This window comes from Streptomyces sp. NPDC079020 (assembly GCF_044542225.1).
Taxonomy (GTDB): domain Bacteria; phylum Actinomycetota; class Actinomycetes; order Streptomycetales; family Streptomycetaceae; genus Streptomyces.
The window spans coordinates 601,120-625,062 of the sequence record NZ_JBITUB010000001.1 but is presented as its reverse complement, the minus strand read 5'-3'; the positions used below and the strand labels follow the sequence as shown (position 1 = coordinate 625,062).

Annotated in this window: 18 protein-coding genes and 1 pseudogene; 6 read left to right on the top strand and 13 right to left on the bottom strand. The window is 72.7% G+C overall.

Annotation, left to right across the window (positions count from 1 at the left end):
• The first annotated feature begins 63 nt into the window (after nt 1–63).
• On the top strand, nt 64–828 hold the full coding sequence (locus ACIGJO_RS02815) for a superoxide dismutase family protein (RefSeq protein ID WP_399951054.1): 765 nt from the start codon (nt 64–66) through the stop codon (nt 826–828).
• Between the two features lie 96 nt (nt 829–924).
• On the opposite strand, the gene ACIGJO_RS02810 is transcribed toward ACIGJO_RS02815, so the two are convergent.
• From ACIGJO_RS02810 to ACIGJO_RS02800, 3 genes are all read right to left on the bottom strand, one after another.
• A complete protein-coding gene (locus tag ACIGJO_RS02810; protein WP_399951051.1) occupies nt 925–1,383 on the bottom strand; it encodes a DoxX family protein in 459 nt (152 codons plus the stop codon).
• A gap of 113 nt (nt 1,384–1,496) precedes the next feature.
• The gene (locus ACIGJO_RS02805) at nt 1,497–3,167 is read right to left on the bottom strand and encodes an alkaline phosphatase D family protein (protein WP_399951047.1); all 1,671 of its coding nucleotides are present in this window, start codon (nt 3,165–3,167) and stop codon (nt 1,497–1,499) included.
• A gap of 202 nt (nt 3,168–3,369) precedes the next feature.
• The gene (locus ACIGJO_RS02800) at nt 3,370–4,014 is read right to left on the bottom strand and encodes an HNH endonuclease family protein (RefSeq protein ID WP_399951044.1); all 645 of its coding nucleotides are present in this window, start codon (nt 4,012–4,014) and stop codon (nt 3,370–3,372) included.
• 311 nt (nt 4,015–4,325) lie between these two features.
• Between ACIGJO_RS02800 and ACIGJO_RS02795 the strand changes: the two are divergent.
• Nucleotides 4,326–5,064 (top strand): annotated as a pseudogene (locus ACIGJO_RS02795) (ABC transporter permease).
• A 192-nt stretch (nt 5,065–5,256) separates the two neighbouring features.
• On the opposite strand, the gene ACIGJO_RS02790 reads toward ACIGJO_RS02795, so the two are convergent.
• Both ACIGJO_RS02790 and ACIGJO_RS02785 read right to left on the bottom strand, forming a co-directional pair.
• Nucleotides 5,257–5,919 (bottom strand): HAD-IA family hydrolase, encoded by a 663-nt coding sequence (locus ACIGJO_RS02790; RefSeq protein WP_399951041.1) that lies wholly within the window; start codon nt 5,917–5,919, stop codon nt 5,257–5,259.
• Nucleotides 5,920–6,180: 261 nt separating this feature from the next.
• On the bottom strand, nt 6,181–7,461 hold the full coding sequence (locus tag ACIGJO_RS02785) for a peptidoglycan-binding protein (RefSeq protein WP_399951038.1): 1,281 nt from the start codon (nt 7,459–7,461) through the stop codon (nt 6,181–6,183).
• A 136-nt stretch (nt 7,462–7,597) separates the two neighbouring features.
• On the opposite strand from ACIGJO_RS02785, the gene ACIGJO_RS02780 reads away from it, so the two are divergent.
• Entirely contained in the window at nt 7,598–9,640 is a 2,043-nt protein-coding gene (locus ACIGJO_RS02780) for an MFS transporter (RefSeq protein WP_399951035.1), read from the top strand.
• A gap of 192 nt (nt 9,641–9,832) precedes the next feature.
• Here ACIGJO_RS02780 and ACIGJO_RS02775 read toward each other — a convergent pair whose 3' ends face one another.
• Nucleotides 9,833–10,318 carry a GNAT family N-acetyltransferase gene (locus ACIGJO_RS02775; RefSeq protein WP_399951032.1) on the bottom strand — a complete coding sequence of 162 codons (486 nt, stop codon included), beginning with the start codon at nt 10,316–10,318 and terminating at the stop codon, nt 9,833–9,835.
• A gap of 60 nt (nt 10,319–10,378) precedes the next feature.
• On the opposite strand from ACIGJO_RS02775, the gene ACIGJO_RS02770 reads away from it, so the two are divergent.
• Together ACIGJO_RS02770 and ACIGJO_RS02765 are read left to right on the top strand one after the other, a co-directional pair.
• A complete protein-coding gene (locus ACIGJO_RS02770; RefSeq protein ID WP_399951030.1) occupies nt 10,379–11,524 on the top strand; it encodes a serpin family protein in 1,146 nt (381 codons plus the stop codon).
• A 204-nt stretch (nt 11,525–11,728) separates the two neighbouring features.
• Nucleotides 11,729–13,945, top strand: coding sequence for a bifunctional glycosyltransferase 87/phosphatase PAP2 family protein (locus ACIGJO_RS02765; protein WP_399951026.1), 2,217 nt, complete (start codon nt 11,729–11,731; stop codon nt 13,943–13,945).
• 264 nt (nt 13,946–14,209) lie between these two features.
• Here ACIGJO_RS02765 and ACIGJO_RS02760 read toward each other — a convergent pair whose 3' ends face one another.
• Nucleotides 14,210–15,469, bottom strand: a complete 1,260-nt coding sequence (locus tag ACIGJO_RS02760; RefSeq protein WP_399951022.1) for a cytochrome P450 — start codon at nt 15,467–15,469, stop codon at nt 14,210–14,212.
• 351 nt (nt 15,470–15,820) lie between these two features.
• On the opposite strand from ACIGJO_RS02760, the gene ACIGJO_RS02755 reads away from it, so the two are divergent.
• Complete coding sequence (locus ACIGJO_RS02755; protein WP_399951017.1) at nt 15,821–16,999, top strand: steroid 3-ketoacyl-CoA thiolase; 1,179 nt, start codon at nt 15,821–15,823, stop codon at nt 16,997–16,999.
• A gap of 323 nt (nt 17,000–17,322) precedes the next feature.
• On the opposite strand, the gene ACIGJO_RS02750 is transcribed toward ACIGJO_RS02755, so the two are convergent.
• The 6 genes from ACIGJO_RS02750 to ACIGJO_RS02725 all read right to left on the bottom strand — a co-directional run bounded on the left by ACIGJO_RS02750 (nt 17,323) and on the right by ACIGJO_RS02725 (nt 23,929).
• Complete coding sequence (locus tag ACIGJO_RS02750) at nt 17,323–17,760, bottom strand: transglycosylase SLT domain-containing protein (RefSeq protein WP_399951014.1); 438 nt, start codon at nt 17,758–17,760, stop codon at nt 17,323–17,325.
• A 380-nt stretch (nt 17,761–18,140) separates the two neighbouring features.
• The gene (locus ACIGJO_RS02745) at nt 18,141–18,986 is read right to left on the bottom strand and encodes an ECF transporter S component (protein WP_399951011.1); all 846 of its coding nucleotides are present in this window, start codon (nt 18,984–18,986) and stop codon (nt 18,141–18,143) included.
• The gene (locus ACIGJO_RS02740; RefSeq protein WP_399951008.1) at nt 18,983–20,827 is read right to left on the bottom strand and encodes an ATP-binding cassette domain-containing protein; all 1,845 of its coding nucleotides are present in this window, start codon (nt 20,825–20,827) and stop codon (nt 18,983–18,985) included. The genes ACIGJO_RS02745 and ACIGJO_RS02740 overlap by 4 nt, the downstream gene beginning before the upstream one ends.
• Nucleotides 20,824–21,969 carry an energy-coupling factor transporter transmembrane component T gene (locus ACIGJO_RS02735; protein WP_399951005.1) on the bottom strand — a complete coding sequence of 382 codons (1,146 nt, stop codon included), beginning with the start codon at nt 21,967–21,969 and terminating at the stop codon, nt 20,824–20,826. The genes ACIGJO_RS02740 and ACIGJO_RS02735 overlap by 4 nt, the downstream gene beginning before the upstream one ends.
• A complete protein-coding gene (locus ACIGJO_RS02730) occupies nt 21,966–22,676 on the bottom strand; it encodes an SCO2322 family protein (protein ID WP_399951002.1) in 711 nt (236 codons plus the stop codon). The genes ACIGJO_RS02735 and ACIGJO_RS02730 overlap by 4 nt, the downstream gene beginning before the upstream one ends.
• Nucleotides 22,673–23,929 (bottom strand): prenyltransferase/squalene oxidase repeat-containing protein, encoded by a 1,257-nt coding sequence (locus tag ACIGJO_RS02725; RefSeq protein WP_399950999.1) that lies wholly within the window; start codon nt 23,927–23,929, stop codon nt 22,673–22,675. Before ACIGJO_RS02725 ends, ACIGJO_RS02730 begins: the two co-directional genes overlap by 4 nt.
• Nucleotides 23,930–23,943 lie beyond the last annotated feature (14 nt).

Sequence of the window (23,943 nt, the reverse complement as noted above, 5' to 3'; positions counted from 1 at the left end):
ACCTTGGGAGGTCGCTGTCGTTAGGGCCGGAGGGAAGGGCCCGGCGACAACGAGGAGCAGCGGATGACGGTACGAGCAGCGGTACGGGTCGGTCGGGCGGGATCAGGGGCGCTGGCGGTGGCCACGGCCCTGGTGCTGGCGGCCGGCGGTGTCAGCGTCGCGGAGGGGGTGAGCGGTGCGGAGGGTGCCCGCGGTGCGGACAGGACGAGCAGTGCGGACAGGACGAGCAGTGCGGATGGGGTGAACCGTGCGGATGGGGTCAGCGGGGCGGGTGAGGCCAGCAGTGCGGACGGGGTGGGCCGCACCGGCGAGGTCAGTGGTGCGGAGGGGGCGGGGTCCGGTCGTGGTCGTGCGGCGGGCGGTGACGGGACCGGACACGACATGCGGACCTCGGCCCGTTTCGCCCCGCCCGGCGCGTTCCTTCCGTCCCGTGCCCTCACGTACGACATGGACCTGGTTCCCGCGGCGGCCTGGATCGAGGTCGAGCAGCGGTCGGACGGTTCGGGCACCCGGGTCGAAGCCCGGCTGCGTGGGCTCGTACCGGACCGTGCGTACGGGATGCATGTGCACACCTCCCCCTGCGGCGCCGACCCGAAGGCCGCAGGGCCGCACTATCAGCACCGGGCCGCGGAGACCGCGGACCCGGCCAACGAGGTCTGGCTCGATTTCCGGACCGATCGGCACGGGAACGGCTCGGCGCGCGCCCGGCACGGCTGGGGGTTCCGGGAGGGGGGAGCGCGGTCGGTGATCATTCATGATGCGCAGGGTGGTGCGGGGGCCCGGGTCGCCTGCTTCTCGGTGCCGTTCGGGGCGTCCGGGCGGGTGTGATGCCGGCCCGTCCCGCGTAGGACGGGGGCGGTGCGGCGCCCGGCTCCTCCCCGCCGTCGCGGAGGAGCCGGGCGCCGCAGCTCGGTCGGGGTCGGGTCAGAGTGTGACGGCCGCGTGGTTGCGCGGGTGCTCCTCCTGGCGGGCGCTCTCGGCCCGTGCGGAGAACAGCCGGTCCAGGGCCACGGCACCGGGACCCGTGAAGACCAGCAGCAGGAACACCCAGCTGAAGACGGCTGCGGCCTCGCCGCCGTTCTGGAGGGGGAGGAGCGACTGCGACTGGTGCACCGAGAAGTACGCGTACGCCATCGCGCCGGAGGCGACGAAGGAGGCCGCGCGGGTACCGAGGCCGAGTGCGACCAGGGTGCCGCAGATCAGCTGGATGAGGGCGGCGTACCAGGTTGGCCAGGTGCCGGCCGGGGTGGCGCTGCCGCTGCCCATGTGGCCGCCGAGGATTCCGAAGATGGAGGAGGCGCCGTGGCAGGCGAAAAGGAAACCGACGACGAAGCGGAACAGGCTGATCGCGTAGGGCCGTGCCTGATTCAGGGGTTCGAGCATGGGGGGATGGCTCCTTCGGTCTGGTGGGGACGTGAACCGACTGAGCGCATCAGGTTAGGGAAACCTCACCATTACTTGCAAGTTCAACATTCGGTTGAGTGGCCGAAAACTGACTACTCTCCGGTGGTGAGTGATTGCTCCAGAACGGTCTCCAGCTGCGCACCTGCGGCGTTCTCTTTGGCCTGAACCAATGTCAGCGCAGCTTTCCGGCCATGCAGGGTGAGCGTCATCAACTGGTTGCCGAACCATGGGCCGCCCGACTTCCTCCAGCGCATCGGCGGGCTCCCTGTGCGGCCGTGCCGCGCCAGCGCCCGGCCGAGCCGTCGCCCCGTCCGGCTCCAGCCGAAACGGAAGCCCGCTCTGATCGTCGCCGGGATCGAATTGTGGACGGGAGAGCAGGTCAGTTGCAGGATGCGGGCGCCCGGAGGGCCGCCGGGGGTGGAGGCCGGCCACTCGGGCTCGGTGATGTACGCATGGTGCACATCGCCTGATAGCACGCATACCGTCGCCGGGGCGTCCGGGCCGCTCCCCGCCTCCCGCAGCAGCTCCGTCAGCAGGCGGAAGGATTCCGGGAAAGCGGCCCAGTGTTCCAGGTCGGACGCCCGGCGCAGCTTCTCGCCGAGGCGTGCCCAGCGCTCTCCGCGCTCGCCGCGGCAGAGTGCGGCGTTCCAGCTCTCCGCGTCGTGGATGAGCGGTGGCAGCAGCCATGGCAGCGAGCTGCCGATCAGGAGATGGTCGTACGAACCGGGGTCGGCGAGCGCCTCCTCGCGCATCCAGCGGGCCTCGTCGGCGTCGAGCATCGCCCGGCTCTGTTCGTCGAGAACGCGGGCCGCCCGGGTGTCGACAATCAGCAGTCGTACTCGGCCGAAAACACGTCGGTAGCTCCAGCGTGTACGGGTGGGGTCGGCGTCCGCCTCGGCGGCGAAGAGCCGCAGCGGTTCGGTGCCGTCGGGGGTCGCCCGGACCGCCGCGTACAGCGGGTCCTCGGCCAGTTCGGCGGGGGAGAGGTTGCCCAGGTGCTGATAGACCCAGTACGACATCAGCCCGCTGACGATCCGCTCGTGCCACCAGGGCGTGGCCCGGATGTCCGCCTGCCAGGCGGCACTCGTGTTCCAGTCGTCGACGACGTCATGGTCGTCGAAGATCATGCAACTGGGGACCGTGGACAGCAGCCAGCGCACCTCGGGGTCGCGCCAGGACTCGTCGTACAGGAGGGTGTACTCCTCGTAGTCCGCCACCTCGGCACCCGGCGGCTCCGCCAGGTCCCGGCGCGCCGCGATCCGGCGACGGGTCGCCGGTGATGTCTCGTCCGCGTACACCTGGTCGCCGAGGAGCAGCAGTACGTCGGGGCGTACGGCGCCGGGGTCGGCGGCGAGGTGCGCCGCCAGGGTGTCGAGCGCGTCCGGGCCCACCGGGTCCGGCTCACCGGCGGGTGCGGAGGCCCAGCGGCAGGAGCCGAAGGAGACCCGCACGCTCTGCCGCCCGGCGTCGGTGGAGGGTGTGGTGATGGTGCTCGCCGGGAAGCGGGACTCCTCGGGCGGCCACACGCGCCGGGTGCCGAGCAGCACCTCGTACGCCGTGGTCGAGCCGGGCGTCAGCCCCGTGACGACCACCAGGGCGTAGTGGTGCCCCGCGATCGCGAACGTCGGGGACGAGCCGGACGCCCCGTCCGCGCACCGCACTTCGACGGTGCACGGACGGTCGGTCTCGACCCAGACGGTCGCGCGGGAACCGGACTCCCAGTCGACGTACCGCAGCAGTGGTCCCAGGCGCAGCCCGGCCATGTGGTGCCCTCCTCGCGCCGCGCCGGACGGGTCCGGCCACGGGGGCCCCGTGGTGGACGGCCCGTACGGTACGGAACGACGGAGAAGGGGCTAACGGTTCCGCCGGGACCTCGGCCGGGCCGGCGGTCGTTCCGCAGGCCGGTCAGCGGTGCTCGCGCCGGGTCAGCGGTTGCCCCGCCCGGTCAGCGGTGCTCGCGCCGGGTCAGCAGCTGTTGAGGACGGACTGCAGCGCGCTCTTCTCCGCCGAGTCGACGCTCAGGTCGTAGTAGTGCTTGACGTGCACCCAGGCACGGGCGTAGGTGCACAGGTAGGCGCTGCGCGACGGGAGCCACTCGCCCGGGTCCTGGTCGCTCTTGGACTGGTTGACGTTGTCCGTGACCGCGATGAGCTGCGGGCGCGTCAGGTCGTTGGCGAAGGACTGCCGCTGGGCCGTGGTCCAGCTGCTCGCGCCGGAGCGCCAGGCCTCGGCGAGCGGGACCATGTGGTCGATGTCCAGGTCGGAGGCGGCGGTCCAGGTGGCCCCGTCGTACTCCGAGTACCAACTGCCGCTGACCGCGGCGCAGCTGGAGTCCTGCTCGACATTCGTGCCGTCGCGCTTCAGCACGACCTCGCGGGTGTTGCAGGCGCCCGACTGGGTGATCCAGTGCGGGAACTTGTCCCGGCTGTAGCCGCTGGACGATCCCTCGGTCTCCACCGTGAGCTGGCCGAGATAGGTGCGGGCGGTGGACGCGCTGACCGGCGTGGGCATGGCGGCCTGCGCCGTCGGGGCGGTGAGCAGCGCGGAAGTGGCGGCGAGGGCCGCGGATGCGACGACGACGCCGAGGCGACGCGCGTAGACACCAGACATGGGAACTCCCTTGATGTGGGGGGACGTTGGGCTGGCGACCTGATGAAGCCCGGCCATCGTGGCGGCGCCGGGTTTCCGGGAGAAGGTCACCAGGTAACAGGGTGACGACATGCGCACGTCACATCAAGGGTTCTCGCGGATCGGTCTGACGTTCAGTTCGGAGTTTGTGCTGTTTGTCGTACAGCGGGTGTCCGTACGGGGGTTGAGGGGCGGCGGACCACCACTTCGCGGCCGCCTTCGGGCCGGGCGCCGGAAACCGGAAACCGGGCGCCGGGCGCCGGGCGCCGGGCGCCGGACCTAGAGTGGCCCGCGTGCTGCTTCCGGTCACCGTGACGCTCGGGGTCGTCCTCGCCGTACTCCTGGCGTTCGCGACCGCCGTCGCCGCGTGGGCCTCGCTGGGCCGTTCGCGCGAGATCGCCGTCGCCGGGCTGCGGGCCGCGGCTCAACTCGCCGCGGTTTCCCTGGTCATCGGCTGGGTGGTCCACTCGCTCGCACCCCTGCTCGGCTTCGTGGCGCTGATGTTCGTGGTGGCGGTGTGGACCGCGGGGCACCGGATCACCGTCAACCGCACCTGGCGCTGGGCGGCGCTGCCGATCGCTGCCGGGGTGCTGCCGGTGGTGGGCGTGCTGCTGCTCACCGGTCTCGTCCCTGTCCGGGGCATCACGCTGATCCCGGTCACGGGCATCCTCATCGGGGGCGCGCTCACCGCGACGGTCCTCGGTGGCCGGCGCGCGCTGGACGAACTCGTCACCCGGCACGGGGAGGTGGAGGCGGGGATGGCGCTCGGGATGCGGGACCGGGACGCCCGGCTGGAGATCGCCAGGCCCGCGGCGTCGGACGCGTTGCTGCCGGGGCTCGACCAGACCCGGACGGTGGGGCTCGTCACCCTGCCCGGCGCGTTCGTGGGCATGCTGCTGGGCGGCGCCTCGCTCGCCCGTGGAGGCCGGTGCCGTGCAGCTCTTCGTACTCGGGGCGCTGATGGCGGTGCAGGTGGTGGCCGTCGCGCTGGTGCTGGAGCTGGTGGCGCGCGGGCTGCTGCGCCGCGACTGAGTGCGCCGGCGGGGGCGGGGGCGGGGGAGGGGCGACTCGGCGGGGTGGTGCCGGGGCCGGGTCCGGGGGCGTGGGCGGGGGCGCAGGGGCCGCGGGATTCGGCGGCGCCGGGCCGCGGGCCTGCTGGGAGTGCGGGGTTTCCGGGTCGCCCGTCGGCGGGCTGTGGGGTTTCCGGGCTGTGGCGAGCGGCCCTCAGCGGGCGCTGATGTGCAGACGGATCGTGCCGTCCGCCACCGCTTCCACCCGGATCTGCGTCAGATCCTCGACATGGGCGTCCGGGGACAGTGCGGCGGCTCGCGGGCCGACGCCCACCACACGCATGCCGGCCGCCCGGCCCGCCGCGATGCCCGCCTCCGAGTCCTCGAACACGACGCAGTCGGCCGCGGCGAAGCCCAGCTCGGCCGCGCCCTTGAGGAAGCCCTCGGGGTCCGGCTTGCTGGCGCCGACCAGTTCGGCGGTGACGCGGACGGCGGGCATCGGCAGGGCCGCCGCCGTCATCCGGGCCTGTGCCAGCGCCGCGTCCGCCGAGGTCACGAGCGCGTGCGGGAGCGCGGAGATCGCGGCCATGAAGGCGGGTGCGCCGCCGACCGGGACGACGCCGTCCACATCGGCGGTCTCCTCGGCGAGCATGACCCGGTTCTCCGCGTAGTTCTGCTCCATGGGGCGGTCCGGGAGCAGGACGGCCATCGTCGCGTACCCCTGCCGGCCGTGGACGACCTTGAGCACGGCCACCGGGTCGAGCCCCTGCTTCAGCGCCCAGCGCTGCCAGCAGCGTTCCACTACGGCATCGGAGTTCACGAGGGTGCCGTCCATGTCCAGAAGGAGGGCGCTTGTGGTGAGGGCGGTGGCCGACATCGGCTGGCTCCTGAGCGCGGGGGGTGTGGCGTGCACCCCGGTGCGAGGTGGCGCGGGTGGCGTACAAGAGCGGCCCCGCCCGCCGGTCAGGGAGTGCGAGCGGAGGCCACTTTGTTCCATCACGATACAAAAAGCCGCCCCGGAATGCGAATCCCCTTCTTCCGGTACCGGATCCGCTGCCGCCGGGATCCGCTGTTGTCCGGATCCCGTGCGGTCCGGATTCGGTACCGCGCGGATTCGGTCCGTCCCGCCTCCCGTACGTCAGTGGCCGCCGCGCCCGCTCGTCTCCGCCTCCAGCGCACGCCGGGTGTTCGGCCCGTACACGCCCGCGGGGTCGCCCTGGATGGCCTTGTACGACTGGTAGACGCGTACGGCTTCGGCGACCCGGCCCGTGTAGTCGGCGTCCGGGGGCCCCTGGTAGAGCCAGACCTCCTTCAGGCGGTTCTGCAGTTCGGCCACCTCGGGGCCGTGGTCGCCGGGCCGCAGCGTGGGGCCCGTCAGCTGGGCGGGCGGAGCCGCCGACGGGGTGCCCGGGGGCTTCGTGCCGGAGGCGGAGGGGGACAGGTCGGGTGCCGTCGGAGAGGCCGACGCGGACGCGGAACGGGTCGGCTCCGCGCTCTTCGACGGCGAGGTGGAGCCGGAGGCCGGCGCGGAGGACGACGCCTGGGCCGAGCGGGACGGCGAGGGTGAGGCGGAGGCCGACTCCGACACGGAATCGGCCGGTCCGTCGCCCATGCCGTCCGGGGCGCTCGTGGCCATGTCGGGCAGGGCCTCCTGCCGGTCCCCGTCCCCGGAGAACAGCCCCCCGGCGAAGGCCGCAGCGCCGATCACCGCGGCCACCGCCGCCCCGGCGGCGAGCGCCGCGAACGGCCGCCGCCGACGGGGCTGGACGGGATCGGTGCCGGGGTCCGGGCCGAGGCCGACGACGGTGACGGCCGTGCGCCTACGGGCCTCGTCCGGACCCTTCGCGGTGCCCGGCGCCGGGTCGGCGGCCGCGCCCCCGGATCCGTACGCCGCGCCCCCCGCTCCGGATGTCGCACCGTCTCCGTACGCCGAGCCCCCCGCTCCGTACGCCGAGCCTCCTGCTCCGTACGCCGAGCCTCCTGCTCCGTACGCCGGCGCGCCTGCTCCGTACGCCGGCGCGCCTGCCGCCCCGTCCAGGAACAGCGGCATCGTCATGCCCGCGGGGTCCGGGGCGATGTGGCCGTGGACGGGGTCGCGGTGCGCACCGAAGCGATGGATGTCGTCGGGTCCGGATCCGGCTGCCGTGCCGGCGCCCGTTCCGGTGCCGATGTGCTCCTGGGCGGTGGCGCCGCCGCCGGACAGGGTCACGTACGGCCTGATCCGCAGCGGGTCGAAGTCCTCGGCCGCGGCGGTCTCCGCCGCGCGCGCCGCCCGCCGCTCCTCCCCGGTGCGCGGCGCGGCGCCCGCCCCGCACGCGCACGCGTCCGGTCCGCCGCCCCGCGCGTCCGGCACCTGACCTGCGACCGGCTCTCGTCCGACGCGTCTTCTGCCGCACTCCGGGCACATATGTCCGGTCATAGTCGGTCCCCTCCCCTTGAGCTGCCTGCGATTATGCAGGCCGTCGCCGCGCAGCCCAACGACGCGCGGCCGCTCGGCAGGCCGTAAACGGCCAAAACGTCCAGGATGGGGGTGTATCGGACCCGAGGAGACGTTCATGGCCCAGCAGCTGAGCCCGCCGCCCCCGGCCCCGGGCGACGGACGGTCGAAGCGAACCGTCATGGTGGCCATCGGCGCACTGCTGCTCGGCATGCTGCTCGCCGCACTCGATCAGACCATCGTCTCCACGGCACTGCCCACGATCGTCAGCGACCTCGGCGGCCTGGACCATCTGTCCTGGGTCGTCACCGCCTACATGCTGGCGGCGACCGCGGCGACCCCGCTCTGGGGCAAGCTCGGCGACCAGTACGGGCGCAAGAAGCTGTTCCAGACCGCCATCGTCATCTTCCTCATCGGCTCCGCGCTCTGCGGCGTCGCGCAGAACATGCCGCAGCTGATCGGCTTCCGGGCCCTCCAGGGCCTCGGCGGCGGCGGGCTGATGGTGCTGTCGATGGCGATCGTCGGCGACATCGTCACGCCCCGCGAACGCGGCAAGTACCAAGGCCTGTTCGGCGCGGTCTTCGGCGTCACGAGCGTGCTCGGGCCGCTCCTCGGCGGCTTCTTCACCGAGCACCTCAGCTGGCGCTGGGTCTTCTACATCAACCTGCCGATCGGCGTCGTCGCACTCGTCGTCATCGCCGCCGTCCTGCACATCCCGGTCCGTCGGTCCAAGCACACGATCGACTACCTCGGCACCTTCCTCATCGCTTCCGTCGCCACCTGCCTGGTCCTCGTCGCCTCCCTCGGCGGCACCACCTGGGCCTGGGGATCGGCGCAGACCATCTCCCTCGCCGTGCTGGCCGTGCTGCTGCTCATCGCCTTCATCGCGGTCGAGCGCCGCGCCGCGGAGCCCGTACTGCCGCTGAAGCTCTTCCGGATCAGGACCTTCAGCCTCGTCGCCCTCATCAGCTTCGTCGTCGGCTTCGCGATGTTCGGCGCGATGACCTATCTGCCGACGTTCCTCCAAGTGGTGCACGGCATCACCCCGACCATGTCGGGTGTGCACATGCTGCCCATGGTGTTCGGCATGCTGATCACCTCGACCGGCTCCGGCCAGCTCGTCAGCCGCACCGGCCGCTGGAAGGTCTTCCCCGTCGCGGGCACCTTCCTCACCGCGATCGGCCTGCTGCTGCTCCACCGCCTCGACGAGACCAGCTCCACCTGGGAGATGAGCGTCTACTTCTTCGTCTTCGGGGCCGGTCTCGGGCTGGTGATGCAGGTCCTCGTGCTGGTCGTGCAGAACGCCGTGACGTACGAGGATCTGGGCGTCGCCACCTCCGGCGCGACCTTCTTCCGCTCCATCGGCGCCTCGTTCGGTGTGGCCATCTTCGGCACCATCTTCACCAACCGGCTCACCGGCAAACTCAGCAGCGCCCTCGAAGGCCGCTCACTGCCGCCGGGTGTCGACGCCGACCGGCTGGCGGCCGACCCCCGCGCCATCGGACAGCTGCCCGCCGATCTGCGCCCCTCGATCCTCAGCGCGTACTCGACGTCGATCACCGATGTCTTCCTGTATGCCGCTCCCGTCGTCCTGGTCGCCTTCGTCCTCGCCTGGTTCCTCAAGGAGGACAAGCTGCGCGGCTCGGTGACCGCCCCCGACACCAGCGAGACCCTGGCGTCGAACCCCGTGGAGCGCTCCTCGTACGACGAGTGCGCCCGTGCCCTCTCCGTCCTCGCCACCAGGGAGGGGCGCCGCGAGATCTACGTGAAGATCACCGAGAATGCGGGCTACGACCTGCTGCCCGCGGCCAGCTGGCTGCTGCTGCGGATCAAGCGGCACGGCACCGTCGAGCCCGCCCGGCTCGCCGACATCGCACCGGTGCCCCTCAGGGTGATCAGCGAGGCGGCGCGCCAGTTGGAGGAGCGTGGGCTGGCCCGGCGCGAGGGGGTGCAGCTGGTCCTCACCGAGCCGGGGTCGGAGGTCGTCGTCCGGCTCGCCCAGGCCCGCGAGGACTCGCTCGCCGAGTTGCTGGGCGACTGGTGGGGGCCGGAGCGGCCCACCGATCTGGTCAGGCTGGTCGTCGAGCTGACCGCCGAGGTGAGCGGTTCGAGCAAGGAGCGGCCGCACATGCCGGAACCGCGCCGCGACCACGCGGCCTGAACGCCGGTCCGGTCCGGTCCTTGCATGGTCCCGGTGCCGCCCTGCCCGGTCCTGTCCCGCCGCGCCCGTCCCGCGCCCGCGCCCGTCCCGCGCCCGCGCCCGTACCGTCCCGCGCCCGTCCCGCGCCCGTACCGTCCCGCGCCCGTACCGTCCCGCGCCCGTACCGCCCGGCCCCCGCCCTCACCGCTCGCGTCACAGCTCCTTGGCGAACCAGTGTTCCGCGAACTGGTTGCGGTGGTGGAACGCGGGCACCTCCCGGTAGCCGTGCTTCGCGTACAGCCCGCGCGCCTCGACGAGGTCGTTGCGGGTGTCGAGCCGGAGCAGCCGTATCCCGAACGCCCGCGCCGCGTCCTCGACGGCGGCCAGCAGCTGCCCGCCGCCCCCGGTGCCGCGGAAGCCGGGACGTACGTACACCCGGGTCAGCTCCGCGGTGCCCGCGTCCGCGTCCGTCACGAGAAACCCCGCACAGCTCGCGGCCCTGCCCTCGTAGCGGCCCACGACGAACTGCCCGGTGGGCGGTACGAGCCGGTCGGCGCCGTCGTCGGTGAGCCCTTCGTCGATCTCCTCGGCGGTCGCGGGCCGCTGCCAGTAGCGGCTGGCCACCTCGTCGTAATAGTCCCGGCGCAGCATCGCCGCGTCGGGGGAGTCGAAGAGTTCAGGGGTCACGATCCACGTCATGTGGTTCATTCTGACTTTCGGACCATCGGATGGCGAAAAGATTACGTGCAGGGGGAATCGATGACACCGGGGACGGATTCGATGGGGCGGGCCGGGGCGGTCCGGCGGCTGGCCGAGCTGTGGACACGGGAGCTGACGGGTCCGGCCCGGCCGGTCGGCGAGAGCTTTGTGTGCTCGCCCGCCGGTCTGTGGCTGGCCCTGGCCGCCGTGGCGGTCGGCGCGCGCGGCGAGACCGCCGACGAACTGCGCGCACTGCTCGGGGTGGCCGAACGGGAGGCCGGCCCGGTCGTGACGGAGGCCGCCCGCGAGCTGGCCCGCACCGAGGCGCTGGGTGTGGCGACCAGGGTGTGGAGCAGGACGCCGGTGTACCGGGCGTACCGGGAGTCGCTGCCGGACATCCGGTTCGGCGCGATGGATCCGGCGGAGGCCGATGCCTGGGTGCGCGAGGTGACCGGCGGTCTGATCGAGAAGCTGCCGCTGGAGATCAATGACGAGATCCTGCTCGTCCTCGTCAACGCGCTGGCCCTGAAGGCACGCTGGGAGGTGCCGTTCGAGGAGCGGCGCACCCGTGACGCACTGTTCACCGACGCGGCGGGGGTGACCCGTCCGGTGCCGACCATGCACAAGGGGGTGGCACTGTCGGACGCCTGGACGGTGGGCGGCGCGTACGTCGTCGAACTGCGCTGCCGTACGGGGGTGGCCGCCGGGACCCCGGCCGCCGGGACCTCGGCCGGCGGTGCTCCGGCCCGGGTGCGGTTCGTCCTGGGTGAACCGGGTGCGGGCGCGGCGGAGGTGCTGCCCGCGGGCTGGGCGCCCCGGGAATCGGGCACCGCGCCGGACGCCGACGACGTGACCGTCGCGATCCCGCGCCTCACCCTGCGTACGACTGTTCAGGCCTCCGAGCAGCTGCCCGCGCTCGGCGTGCGCCGGGCTCTCTCGGGCGGCGCCGAATTCCCCGGGCTCTCGCCCGAGCCGCTCGCGATTTCGCAGGTGGTCCAGGAGGCCGTGCTGAAGATCGCCGAGGAGGGGGTGGAAGCGGCGGCCGTGACCGTCGTCGCCATGCGGTCCGCGGCAGCCGCACCTCGCTCGCGCCGGGTCCGGCACATCGCCTTCGACCGGCCGTTCGGCGTCGTGGTTCTGGACGGTTCCGGAGCGACCCCGCTGTTCGCCGCATGGCAGGGGGACACACCGGTCCACGAGGACTGATCTCCTTCCTGAGGGCCGAATCCCTTGCGTGAGGGCCGAATCCCTTGCGTGAGCGGCGGCAGAACATGCCGACGGAACATGCCATTCGCGCATTCTTTCGGACAAATAAGCGATGGCAGTCAGGCGAAGAGGGGGTTGATTGTGTCTACCTCATAGGGCAATGCGAGGCTTCATCCGCACGTCCCCGAGTCGAAGGGGCAGTGCATGAAACGGTGGGAGGGGCGGCGCAGCGTGGCGAATGCGGATCACAGTGTGCGCGGGAACGCAGCCACGGACACGGAGCCGAGGACCGGGTTGACCCGGGCCGTGCTCTGGCTGGTCGTGGCCGTACTGGCGGTACGGCAGATGACGGTGGTGCTCCGGCAGCCGCCGGGCGAACGTCTCACGGACCTGGAGACATGGATCGGTGAGAACGGGGTCCTGCAGGTGCCGGGATCGCTGTACGACTCCGACCGGTTCACCGGGACGCCCTTCGCCGGGCTGGTCCTCAAACCGCTCACCGCCTCGGCCGAACAGGCCCTCGGCGTCGCGTGGACGTTCGGCTCCCTGCTGCTGGTCGTCGCACTCGGCATCGTCGCGGCCCGCGCCCTTCCGGCGCCCGTCGGCCGCCGTACGACCCTGCTCGCCGCGCCCGTGGCGATCAGCCTGCTCATGCTGTCGCTGCCCGTGCGCAACGCGCTGTATCTCGGCCAGACCAGCATCCTGCCCGTTCTTCTCGTTCTGCTCGCCTGTTTCGTGGTCCGGGGCGAACGGGCGTCCGGCGTCCTGATCGGGATCGCCGCCGCCCTCCAGCCGGCCGTCCTGCTGTTCGCGGCCCTGCTCTGGCTGACCGGCCGGCGCCGGGCCGCCGCGACGGGCGGTGCGGCCTTCGCCGTGGGCACCGCGGTGGCCTGGGCGGCGATGCCGCACGACTCCTGGACCTACTGGGTCCACCATGTCGCGGGAGCCGGACTCGGTGAGCGGCCGGACAGCCTCGCCAACCAGTCGCTGCACGGTGCGCTGCTCCGGCTCGGCCTGTCGGGTCCCCTGGAGATCGTCCTCTTCCTCGCGCTGGCGGCCGTCGTCGTCGTGCTCGGACTGCGGCGCGCGGTGCGGTACGCACGCGACGGCCAGCTGCTCCTCGCCGTCGCCGTGACCGGCTGCGTTGTCGTCGCCGTCTCGCCGACCGCCTGGCAGCACCAGCTGCTGTGGGTGCTCCTCGCGGTGGTCGGCAGGGTCGGGAAGCGGGCCGCCGACCGGCTGGTCTGGCCGGCCGTCGTGGTGCTCGTGCTCACGCTGCCGGGGAATATGCTGCTGCCGAACATCGGCGCCCTCCTCCCCGTACGGGACAACGTGCTGCTCCTGGCGGCGCTCGGGGCGGCCTGCGTGGCGCCGTTCCTGCCGCGCACCTCGCCGTACTGGCAGCAGCCGATCCCCACCGAGTACGCGAAGCCGGTCGCGGCGCGCTGGAGCCGCGTGCCGCTCCTGCCCTTCTGGCGCCGGGTCTTCAGCCGTCCCAACCTGCTGCTGGAACTCCTGCTGATCCGGGTCGTCTACTCCGCGTACGCCCAGGTCAGGCTGGCGGCGACGGCCGGCCGGGCCACCGCCGAGGAGCACGGGCGGCAGATCCACTCCATCGAGCAGTGGCTGCACATCGACATCGAGCACTGGGCCAACCACGCCGTCGTGGAGATCAACTGGCTGCGTGAGTTCTTCGACTACTACTACTCGACGTTCCACTTCATCGTGCCACTGACCATCCTGGGCGTGCTGTACGTGCGCCGGCCCGCGGACTACCGCTGGGTCCGCAGCTCCATCGGGTTCGCCACGCTGCTCGCGCTCGTCGGCTTCTGGCTCTATCCGCTGGCCCCGCCGCGCCTCATGCCGGGCCTCGGGTTCATCGATACGGTCCACGGGGTGCAGGACTTCGCGAAGCCTGACTACGGGACGCTGACGACGGTCACCAACCAGTACGCGGCGATGCCGTCGCTGCACTTCGGCTGGTCGCTGTGGTGCGGTGTGGTGATCGTGATGCTGGCGCCGAAGATGTGGATGAAGGCGCTCGGGCTGCTGCACCCGCTCTTCACGGTCTCCGCGATCGTGGCCACCGGCAATCACTGGGTGCTGGACGCGGCCGGCGGCGCGCTGGTCGTCTCGCTGGGCTTCGGACTGACGTACCTGCTGTCGGGGCCGCGGAAGCTGCGGCCGGGGACGGCGGGGGAGTCACGGCCGCAGGACGGGGCGAAGGCCCCGGCGGCGGGCGGTACGGCGGCCGGGACGGCTGGGGAGGCCGGTACGAAGGCCGGTACGACGGCTGGGGAGGCCGGTACGAAGGCCGGTACGACGGCCGGGGAGGCCGGTACGACGGTGGCGGAGGCTCCCGGGGAAGCTCCCGAGCCGGTGTCACCGGTTTCGAAGGCCGGAGCGGGCGGCCGGCAGTAGGCCGCCCGGGCGCCGTCGACCGCCGCCACCACCATCGCAGGCCGAAGGGGTGCCAGGGACGTGTTCACCGTCCCGGCACCCCTTCGGCGTGGATCGCCGCGCCCCCAGCATCCGCCAGGACCGGCCGCTCCGCCACTCGAACGGCCCTGCTGCGGCCCTGGGGGAAGCCCGCTCGCCCCTGCCCGCACAGGCGCAAGGCCCGCAGGCCCGCGGGCGCAAGGCCCACAGCATTCCGGCGGGCCTGCGGCCGTGCGCCGGATGACGTCAGCCGGTGGACACCGGCGCCGTGCCGACCTGGAGCTGCTTGATGCCGTTGAGCCAGGCGGAACGCAGCCGCCGCGGGTCCTCCAGCAGCCGCAGGCCGGGCAGCACGTCCGCGATGGCGTTGAAGATCAGGTTGATCTCCATCACGGCCAGGGACTTGCCGAGGCAGAAGTGCGGACCGCCGCCGCCGAAGCCGAGGTGCGGATTGGGGTCGCGGGTGATGTCGAACGTCTCCGGGTTCTCGAAGACCTCCGGATCGTTGTTGGCGGAGGAGTAGAACAGCCCGACCCGGTCCCCCTTCTTGATCCGCTGCCCGCCCAGCTCCAGGTCCTGGGTGGCGGTCCGCTGGAAGGAGACCACGGGGGTGGCCCAGCGGACGATCTCCTCGGCCGTCGTGTCCGGGCGCTCGTTCTTGTAGAGCTCCCACTGGTCGGGGTGGGTCAGGAAGGCGTGCATGCCGTGGCTGATGGCGTTGCGGGTGGTCTCGTTGCCGGCCACCGCCAGCAGGATCACGAAGAAGCCGAACTCGTCGGAGGAGAGGTTGCCCTCGCCCTCCGCCGCGACCAGCTGGGAGACGATGTCCTTGGCCGGGCACTCCTTGCGGGCGACCGCCAGGTTCATCGCGTACGAGACGATCTCCATGGCCGCCTCGGCGCCGACCTCTTCGGTGATCGCGTACTCCGGATCGTCGTACGCCGCCATCTTGTTGGACCAGTCGAAGATCTTGGACCGGTCCTCCTGGGGTACGCCGATGAGTTCGGCGATGGCCTGGAGCGGGAGTTCCACGGCGATGTTGGTGACGAAGTCGAAGGAGCCGTCGTCGTCGGCGGAGGCGAGGGCCGTCTCGACGATGGAGCGGGCCCGGCTGCGGAGCGCCTGCTCCAGGGACCGTACGGCGCGGGGGGTGAAGCCGCGCTGGACGATCTGGCGGACCCGGGTGTGCTCCGGCGGGTCCATGTTCAGCATGATCAGCTTCTGGACCTCGATCTGGTCACGGCTGATCGACTCGTTGAAGCGGATGACCGCGGTGTTGGTGCTGGAGGAGAACAGCTCCGGGTGGGTGGAGACGTACTTGACGTCCGCGTGGCGGGTGACGGCCCAGTAGCCCTCGTCGTCGAAGCCGGAGATCCCGGCGGGCTGGGTGCACCACCAGACGGGCGCGGTCTGCCGCATCCGGGCGAACTCCGGGTGGGGAACCCGGGCCTGGAGCAGGTCCGGATCGGTGAAGTCGAAACCATCGGGCAGATGGGGGCAGCGCATGGGCACCTCTCCACTCCAGATCTGGCAGCGAACTGTCTGACGACCCATCAGAAGTTGCCCGAAAGGTAGTAACGAGTTCTACAAGTGGCAAGGGGGTTGGCCGGATCTGTTTCCCCCGGCGGTCCGGAGCGGCGCGGCCGGGGGCGCGACGGGGGAGCGGAGGGGGCGTGGCGGGGTTGCGCGGCGAGTGGGGAGCGCTTGAGGTGCGTGCAGCGTACGCGAAAGGTGCGTGCGCGCCCCTTGCGTACCGGGGGTAAGGGTCATAAGACTGCTTGCATAACTAGAACGCGTACTAGTTCCTTCCGTGGGTGCCGGGACGCCCCAGCGGAAGTGCGAGGAGAGGACGAGCTCATGGCCGCGGAACCCGTCATCGTCGAAGCCGTACGCACCCCCATCGGCAAGCGCCAGGGGGCGCTCGCCAATCTGCATCCCGCCTATCTGCTGGGCGAGACCTACCGGGAACTTCTCGGCCGCACCGGCATTCAGGCCGACTGCGTCGAACAGATCGTCGGCGGCACGGTCACCCATGCCGGTGAGCAGTCCATGAACCCGGCACGCAACGCCTGGCTGGCCGTGGGGTTCCCGTACGAGACCGCCGCCACCACGGTGGACTGTCAGTGCGGTTCCTCGCAGCAGGCCTCCCACATGGTCGCGAACATGGTCGCGGCCGGGGTCATCGACGTCGGCATCAGCTGCGGTGTGGAGGCGATGTCGCGCGTACCGCTGGGCAGCGGCTCCAAGCACGGCCCGGGAAAGCCGTGGCCGGACGAGTGGAACATCGACCTGCCCAACCAGTTCGAGGCCGCCGAGCGCATCGCCCGCAAGCGCGGCCTGACCCGGGAGAACGTCGACGCGCTCGGGCTGCTCTCGCAGGAACGGGCCGCCGCCGCCTGGGCCGAGGAGCGCTTCAAACGCGAGACGTACGCCGTCCAGGTGCCGACCACCGAGGAGGAGCAGGCGGCCGGTCAGGGCATGTGGCGGCTCGTCGACCGGGACGAAGGGCTGCGGGACACCACGCTGGAGGGGCTCGGCGGGCTCAAGGCGGTCATGCCGACCGCCATCCACACGGCGGGCAACTCCTCGCAGATATCGGACGGGGCCTGCGCCATCATGTGGGCCTCCAAGCGGATGGCGCGGGCGCTCAAGCTCAAGCCGCGGGCCCGGATCGTCGCACAGGCGCTGGTCGGTTCCGATCCGCACTTCCATCTCGACGGACCGATCGACGCGACCCGCGCGGTGCTGGGCAAGGCGGGGATGTCGCTCAAGGACATCGACCTCGTCGAGATCAACGAGGCGTTCGCCTCGGTGGTGCTGAGTTGGGCGCAGGAGTTCGAACGGGACCTCGACGGGCTGGAGAAGGTCAACGTCAACGGGGGAGCGATCGCCCTCGGCCACCCGGTCGGCGCCACCGGGGCGCGGCTGATCACCACGGCCCTGCACGAACTGGAGCGCCGGGACAAGGAGTTCGCGCTGATCACGATGTGCGCGGGCGGCGCGCTGGCGACGGGCACGATCATCCAGCGGCTGTAGGCGCGGGCGTCGGCCGGGTCCCGCTCAGGGGTGCGCTCACGGGCCTGCTCGCGGGGCCTCTTCGCACGGGAGCCTGCCGGCGGAATTATTTCGAGCGGCCCCTTCGAGCGGGAGCCTGCCGGCGGAACCCCTTCGCACGGGCCTCTTCGCACGGGAGCCTGATAGCGGAATCCCTTCGCGCGGGGCCCTCGGCGCGGGAGCCTGCTCGCCGGTGCCTGCTCTCGTGGGTGCCGGTGGGAACGCCGAAGTCCCCGGCCGGAATCCGGTCGGGGACTTCACGCGTCACCGTGCCGCGTACGTCACACGGTGGTGCGGCGGTCGGCTCAGTACCAGCCGTTGGACTGCCAGAAGTTCCAGGCGCCGCACGGGCTGCCGTAGCGGTCCTCCATGTAGTCCACGCCCCACTTGATCTGGGTCTTGGGGTTGGTCTGCCAGTCGGCGCCGGCCGAGGCCATCTTGGAGCCGGGGAGGGCCTGGACCAGGCCGTAGGCGCCGGAGGAGGCGTTGGAGGCGTTCACGTCCCAGCCGCTCTCGTGCTCCACGATCTTGTGGAAGCACTGGTACTGGGAGTCGTCGCCGATCATCTGCTTCGCCGTGGCCTGCGCGCTCGTGGCGGACGTCGGCGCGGCGGCCGGAGCGGCCATCGCCGGGGCGACACCCAGGGCCAGGCCGGTGGCGCCCAGCAGTACGGCGGCACCGCCGACAGCGGCCTTGCGGCGGGCGGTGCGGGGCTGGGTGAGGATGTTACGGGCGAACGACACGGGAGACCTAACGTCGGGGACGGGGGAGTCGCGGCCGGTCGGAACCCGGACGGCGGCCGTGACCTACGGCGGCCGTGGGCCGGATCCATGACCGGATCCGTGGACCGGAGTCCATGACCGGCGCTCCGCACCCTGCGAACTTCGGTCCGGCGGACGGACCCTGTGGTGCTCGGCGACGTGATCCATGGTTAGCGGCGCCGTCCGGCCGGTGCAACGGCCCCCGGTACGGCCTCGCCTCGCAGTACGGGACCAAGGTCCCGTATCGGGATGAACCGCATCAGGGCAGGTCGTTACGGGTGTGATCGGGGTGATGGGGGTGAAAGGTGGGGTTCAGGATCTACTGCCCCCGATAGTGGAGGACCAAGGTCCTGTGGGGTCCTTCACCCCTTCGGGACCTCGAATGTGACCTGGGCCTCGAAGGCGGCGCGGCGGGTGGCCCGGCGCAGCGCCCTCAGCAGGGTGGGTCCGACAGCGAGCGTCAGGGCCACCGTGAGCACGGCCCGGCCCAGGTCCCAGCCGAGCGAGGTCGCCGTGCAGTACGCGAGGAAACGGACCAGGTTCTCTGACAGCGGGTCGCCCGCCACGAACGAGATGCCGGAGCCCAGCCCCGTCACGATCGTCCAGCCGTACAGGTTCATCACCGTGCCGTACGCGAAAGCCGCCACGCAGCCATAGGCCGACAGCATCAGCAGCTCCGCCCGGCCGCGCAGCCGGTCCGGGCCCGGCAGCAGCCCCGCGCCCATCGTGAACCAGCCCATCGACAGCATCTGGAACGGCATCCACGGGCCCACCCCGCCCGTGAGCAGCGCGGACGCGAACATGGTCACCGCGCCGAGCACGAAGCCGAAGCCCGGCCCCAGCACCCGGCCGCTGAGCACCATCAGGAAGAACATCGGCTCCAGGCCCGCCGTCCCCGCCCCCAGCGGCCGCAGCGCGGCACCGACCGCCGCCAGCACCCCCAGCATCGCGACCGCCTTCGCGTCCAGGCCGGAGTCGGCGATCATCGCCACGACCACCCCGACGAGCAGCGGAAGCAGCGCCCCGAACAGCCACGGCGCGTCCTGCGAGTGCGCGAGGCCGGACTCCTCGTCGGCGAGCAGCGGCCAGCCGAAGGCGCCCACACCGATCGCGCTGATCAGGACCAGCGCGGCGATCGCCCGGGGGCCGAGCCGTACCGGCCGCGCCCGGCGGCCGGCCGGAGCGGATCCGTTCGTCGCGCCCGTCATACGGTGCCCTCCAGCGCCCTGCGTACCTGTGTCACGGTCAGCCACTCCCGCGGGGCCAGCACCTTCGCGGTCTGCGGGGCGAACGCGGGCGAGGAGACCACCACCTGTGCGGTCGGGCCGTCCGCGACGACCTCCCCGTCGGCGAGGATCACCACCCGGTCGGCCAGCTCCGCCGCCAGTTCCACGTCATGGGTCGCCAGGACGATGGCGTGTCCTTCGGCGGCCAGGCCGCGGAGCACACCGACCAGCCGGGCCTTGGCCGCGTAGTCCAGGCCGCGGGTCGGCTCGTCCAGGAGCAGGAGCGGGGGACGCGCGGTGAGGACGACCGCCAGGGCCAGCGCGAGCCGCTGGCCCTCGGAGAGGTCACGGGGATGGGTGCCGTCCGGTACGCCGGGCAGCAGCTCCGAGACGAGGGCCCGGCAGCTGCCCGCCGGGGCGCCCGCGTCGGAGTCGGCGGCGGCGCACTCGGCGGCCACCGTGTCCGCGTACAGCAGGTCGCGCGGTTCCTGCGGGACCAGTCCGACCCGGCGCACCATCTCGCGCGGATGGGTGCGCGACGGTGCCAGACCGCCGACGAGGACGGTTCCCGAGGTGGGTTCGATCATGCCGACGAGCGTGGCGAGCAGGGTGGACTTCCCCGCGCCGTTGCGGCCCATCAGCGCCACCGTCCCGCCGGGGGCCAGCGCGAGCGACACCCGGCGCAGCGCTTCGACCCTGCCCCGCCGGACCCCCAGGCCGTCGACCCGGGTCACCGGGTCGGCGACGGCGTCCTGTGCGGCGGCGGGGGCCCTGCGGCCCAGCAGCCGGGCGAGCGGCCCGCGCCGTACGGCACCGGAGAGCGGCGCCGCGGACGGAGCGGGGGACGTGGGCCCCGCGGAAGACGCGGGCCCCGCGGAAGGCGCGGGGGACACGCCGAGGGGGCCGTCCGCCCCACCGTCCATCCCACCGTCCGCTCCGCCGCCCGCCTCCCCGGCCGAGACGGCCGAGGCGGCCGGCGCACCGGGCCCGCCCGACGGCGGCTCCACCGACGCCAGCCGGTCCCGCAGTCCCGCGGCCCGCCGCCGGGCGTCGCGCACCGACAGCGGCAGCGGGTCCCAGCCCGCCAGCAGCCCCAGCTCGGCCACCGGCGGGCGGACGGGCGACACCGTCATCATGTCCGCGGGCGCGCCCATCACCGGCGCGGCGCCGGGGGACGGCAGCAGCAGGACCTGGTCCGCGTACTGCACCACCCGCTCCAGCCGGTGCTCGGCCATCAGAACCGTCGTACCCAGGTCGTGCACCAGCCGCTGGAGCACGGCCAGCACCTCCTCGGCCGCCGCCGGGTCCAGCGCGGACGTCGGCTCGTCCAGCACCAGCACCTTCGGGTGCGGGGTGAGCACCGAGCCGATCGCGACCCGCTGCCGCTGGCCGCCCGACAGTGTGGCGATCGGCCGGTCGCGCAGCTCGGCCAGGCCCAGCAGGTCGAGCGTCTCCTCGACCCGGCGCCGCATCACCCCGGGCGCCAGGCCCAGCGACTCCATCCCGTACGCCAGCTCGTCCTCGACGGTGTCGGTGACGAAGTGGGCCAACGGGTCCTGGCCCACGGTGCCGACCAGATCGGCGAGTTCACGGGGTTTGTGCGTACGGGTGTCCCGGCCGCCGACCGTGACGCGGCCGGTGAGCACCCCGCCGGTGAAGTGCGGCACGAGCCCGGACACGGCGCCCAGCAGCGTCGACTTGCCGACCCCGGACGGGCCGACGAGCAGCACCAACTCGCCCTCGGGCACGGTGAGATCGACCCCGGACAGGGTGGGTGAGCCCATGCCCTCGTACCGTACGGAAACCTGCTCGAACCTGATCACGCCTGCTCCTTGGAGCCGTTGGGGGACGGCGGTACCGGCGCGACCAGAGCGGGCAGCAGCCCGATCAGCACCGCGGCGGCGGGCCACAGCGGCAGCACCGGGGCGACCAGGGGGACGACCCCGGGGTGCAGCGCCTCCGCGTCGACACCGCCGGCCCGGATCATCGCGGCCGCGACCGCCGCGCCCGAGCCCGCCACCAGCCAGGCCCGCGCCCCCCACCGGTCCGGGCGGTAGCGGGTCCGTACCGAACGGCGCCCGCCGAGCCGCAGCCCGGCCATCGCCGCGACCAGCCCGATGAGCAGCAACGGCATCCCGTACACCGCTCCTCGCGAGGCCAGCAGCCCGTAGGTGCCCGCGCACACCCCCAGCAGACCGCCGAGGGTGAGGACATTCGTGGTGTGCCGGACGGCGGGCGGCACCTGGGCGCTGCGCCCGTAGCCGCGCGCGTCCATCGACGCCGCCAGCGCGACCGAACGCTCCAGCGCGCCCTCCAGCACCGGCAGCCCGATCTGCGCGACGGCCATGATGCCCCCGGTCGGGCGGCCCCGCAGCCGGCGCGCGGTGCGCAGCCGCACCACGTCGGCCACCATGTTCGGCGCGAAGGTCATCGCGACGACCACGGCGACCCCGGCCTCGTACAGCGCGCCCGGCAGCGACTTCAGCAGCCGGGCCGGGTTGGCCAGTGAGTTCGCCGCGCCGACACAGATGAGCAGGGTCGCCAGCTTGGCCCCGTCGTACAGCGCGAAGACCAGCTGCTCGGCGGTGACCCGGCCGCCGATCCGGACGCCCTGCGCCCAGTCGGGCAACGGCACCTCGGGCAGCGTGAACACGGTGTGCGTGCCCGGGACCGGCGAACCGAGGAACGCCGAGAACAGCAGCCGCACCCCGACGACGAACAGCCCGATCCTGATGAACGCCCCGTACGAACGGGCCCACGGCGCGTCCGTGCGGCGGGCCGCCACCACATAGCCCGCCACGCCGACCAGCAGCCCGAGCAGCAGCGGGTTGGTGGTCCGCGAGGCCGCCGTGGCCAGCCCCAGCGCCCACAGCCACCAGGCCCCGGCGGGCAGCGCGTTGCCCCGGTCGGCCTCGGGCGCACGCAGACAACGGTGGAGCCGGGCCATGCCGGTGGAGCGGGTCATCGGCGGCGGCGGGCCTGGAACACGGCGGCGATCCCGAGCAGCAGTACGGCACCGACACCGACGAGCAGACCGGCCGAAGGACCGCCGCCGTCCCCGCCCCCGTCGTCCCCTGCCGCGGCGTCGCCGTCGGCGTCGGACGCCGCGGGCGACTTCCCGCCGCCGTCGCCCGGCACCTCCTCCCCGCAGCCCGAGGCCGGGTAGCCGGAGATTGCGCAGAGCATCGCGTCGCTGCTGTACCGCAGCGGCTTCGCCACCGACGCGAGCGCCTCCGCGCTGGAGGCGTCCGGTCCGACCTGAGCACACGCGGTGCGCGGGGCGGGCGGGGTTCCGCCGCCCGGGGCGTCCGCCGCCGTACCGGGGTCGATCACGAGCGCGACCCGCTTGCGGCCCTCCTCGGCGGGAGTGCCCGCGCAGATCGCCCCGAAGTCGGGGGCCCGGCGCGGCTGGGCCGCGTCCTTGGAGTCCTGGCTCACGGCGAACCGGAAGCCCTGCACCGTGCCGTCGTCCGGGCGGACCAGCGAGGGGCCCTGGGTGGCGTACTCCCAGTTCTTGCCGTTGCCCTCCCAGAACGACCAGTAGCGGTAGCCCGCCGCGTGGGCGGTCCCGGCACCGAGCAGCGTCGACACGGCGGTGACCGCGAGCAGCAGCGCGACACCCAGCGCCGTGGTGCGTATCCGGTGCGGTGCCGGGCCTCCCGTACGCCTCACAGCTTCGGGGTCTTCCGGCGCATGCTGATCAGGAAGCCGATGCCCACACCGAAGACGAGGCCGATGCCGATCAGCCATCCGACGCCGAGGGCGCCGTCGTCGCTGCTGGTGTCGCCCTTGGGCTGCTGACCGGTAGCGGTCGGCGAGGGGGCGGCGGTGGCGGCGGGCGCCGGGCCGGTCGCGTTGAGCTGCTTGACGAGGTCGACACCGCCGAAGTCACGGGCGGCGGTGCCGGTCGCGTGCGCGGCGAAGATCAGCTGGGCGGTGGCGGCGGGCCCGCCCTGCTTCGCCCAGCCCTTCGCGTTCTTCTCCAGCCACCGCACCGACGCGGCCGCCTTGTCCTTGTGGCCCGAGGCGGCCAGCGCGACGACCGCGTCCGCCGTGTTGCCGAAGTCGGGCTGCGGGGAGGTGTCCTCGGCGCCCGGCATCGGCGGCAGGTCCAGATGGGGCGACGAGGAGAGGACGCCCGCGAGGTAGTGGGCGCCGTTCTGCGCCGCCTGCTCGGGGGTGAGGTCGGTGCCCTTCTGGCAGACGGGGTCCTTCACGGCGCTGGAGTTCCCGGCCGCCATGCCCTTGCCCATCGCGCCGAGCACCGCGGCGGCCGTGGCGTCCGCGTTGGCGGTGAGTCCGCCGTCCTTGCCGGGCTGGTAGGCGAACGCGCCGCCGTCCTTGCCGCCGCACGGGATGGCGAAGCTCCGGAGCGCGGTGTACGGGGTGCGGCCCCCGGCCGTGGTGACGTCGGCCAGCGGTGTGCCCGCCCGGGAGAGGGCGCCGATCACGACGGCGGTGGAGTTGGCGTCGCTCGGGCTGCCCGCGTTGTACCCCCAGCCGCCGTCCTCGTTCTGGACCGACCGCAGCCAGCTGGCCCCGTTGTCGACGGCCTCGCGGTGCGCGTTCAGCTCGACGAGCGCCTGCATGGCGGCGGCGGTCGCGTTGGTGTCCATCACGGTCGACGCGTCGCACGGTTCGGCGGTGTCCCGGTACGCCGGGAAGGCGCCGCTGTCGCACTGCTGGCCCACCAGCCACTCCACCGACTGCGTGGCGGGCGTGACGTACTCGATCTTCTGCGCGAGCAGGGCCAGCGACTGCCGCCAGACCCCGTCGTACGTCGGGTCCCCTTTGCCGTACAGGCCCGGCGGCAGCTCGGCTTGCGCGGACGGTGAAGGACTCGGTGCGGCGACCGCGGCGGGGGCGGCGGCTGCCAGGAGTACGGCGGTGGTCGCGAGCGCGCAGACGCTGCGTCGTACGTTCATGGCTGGCTGGGCCT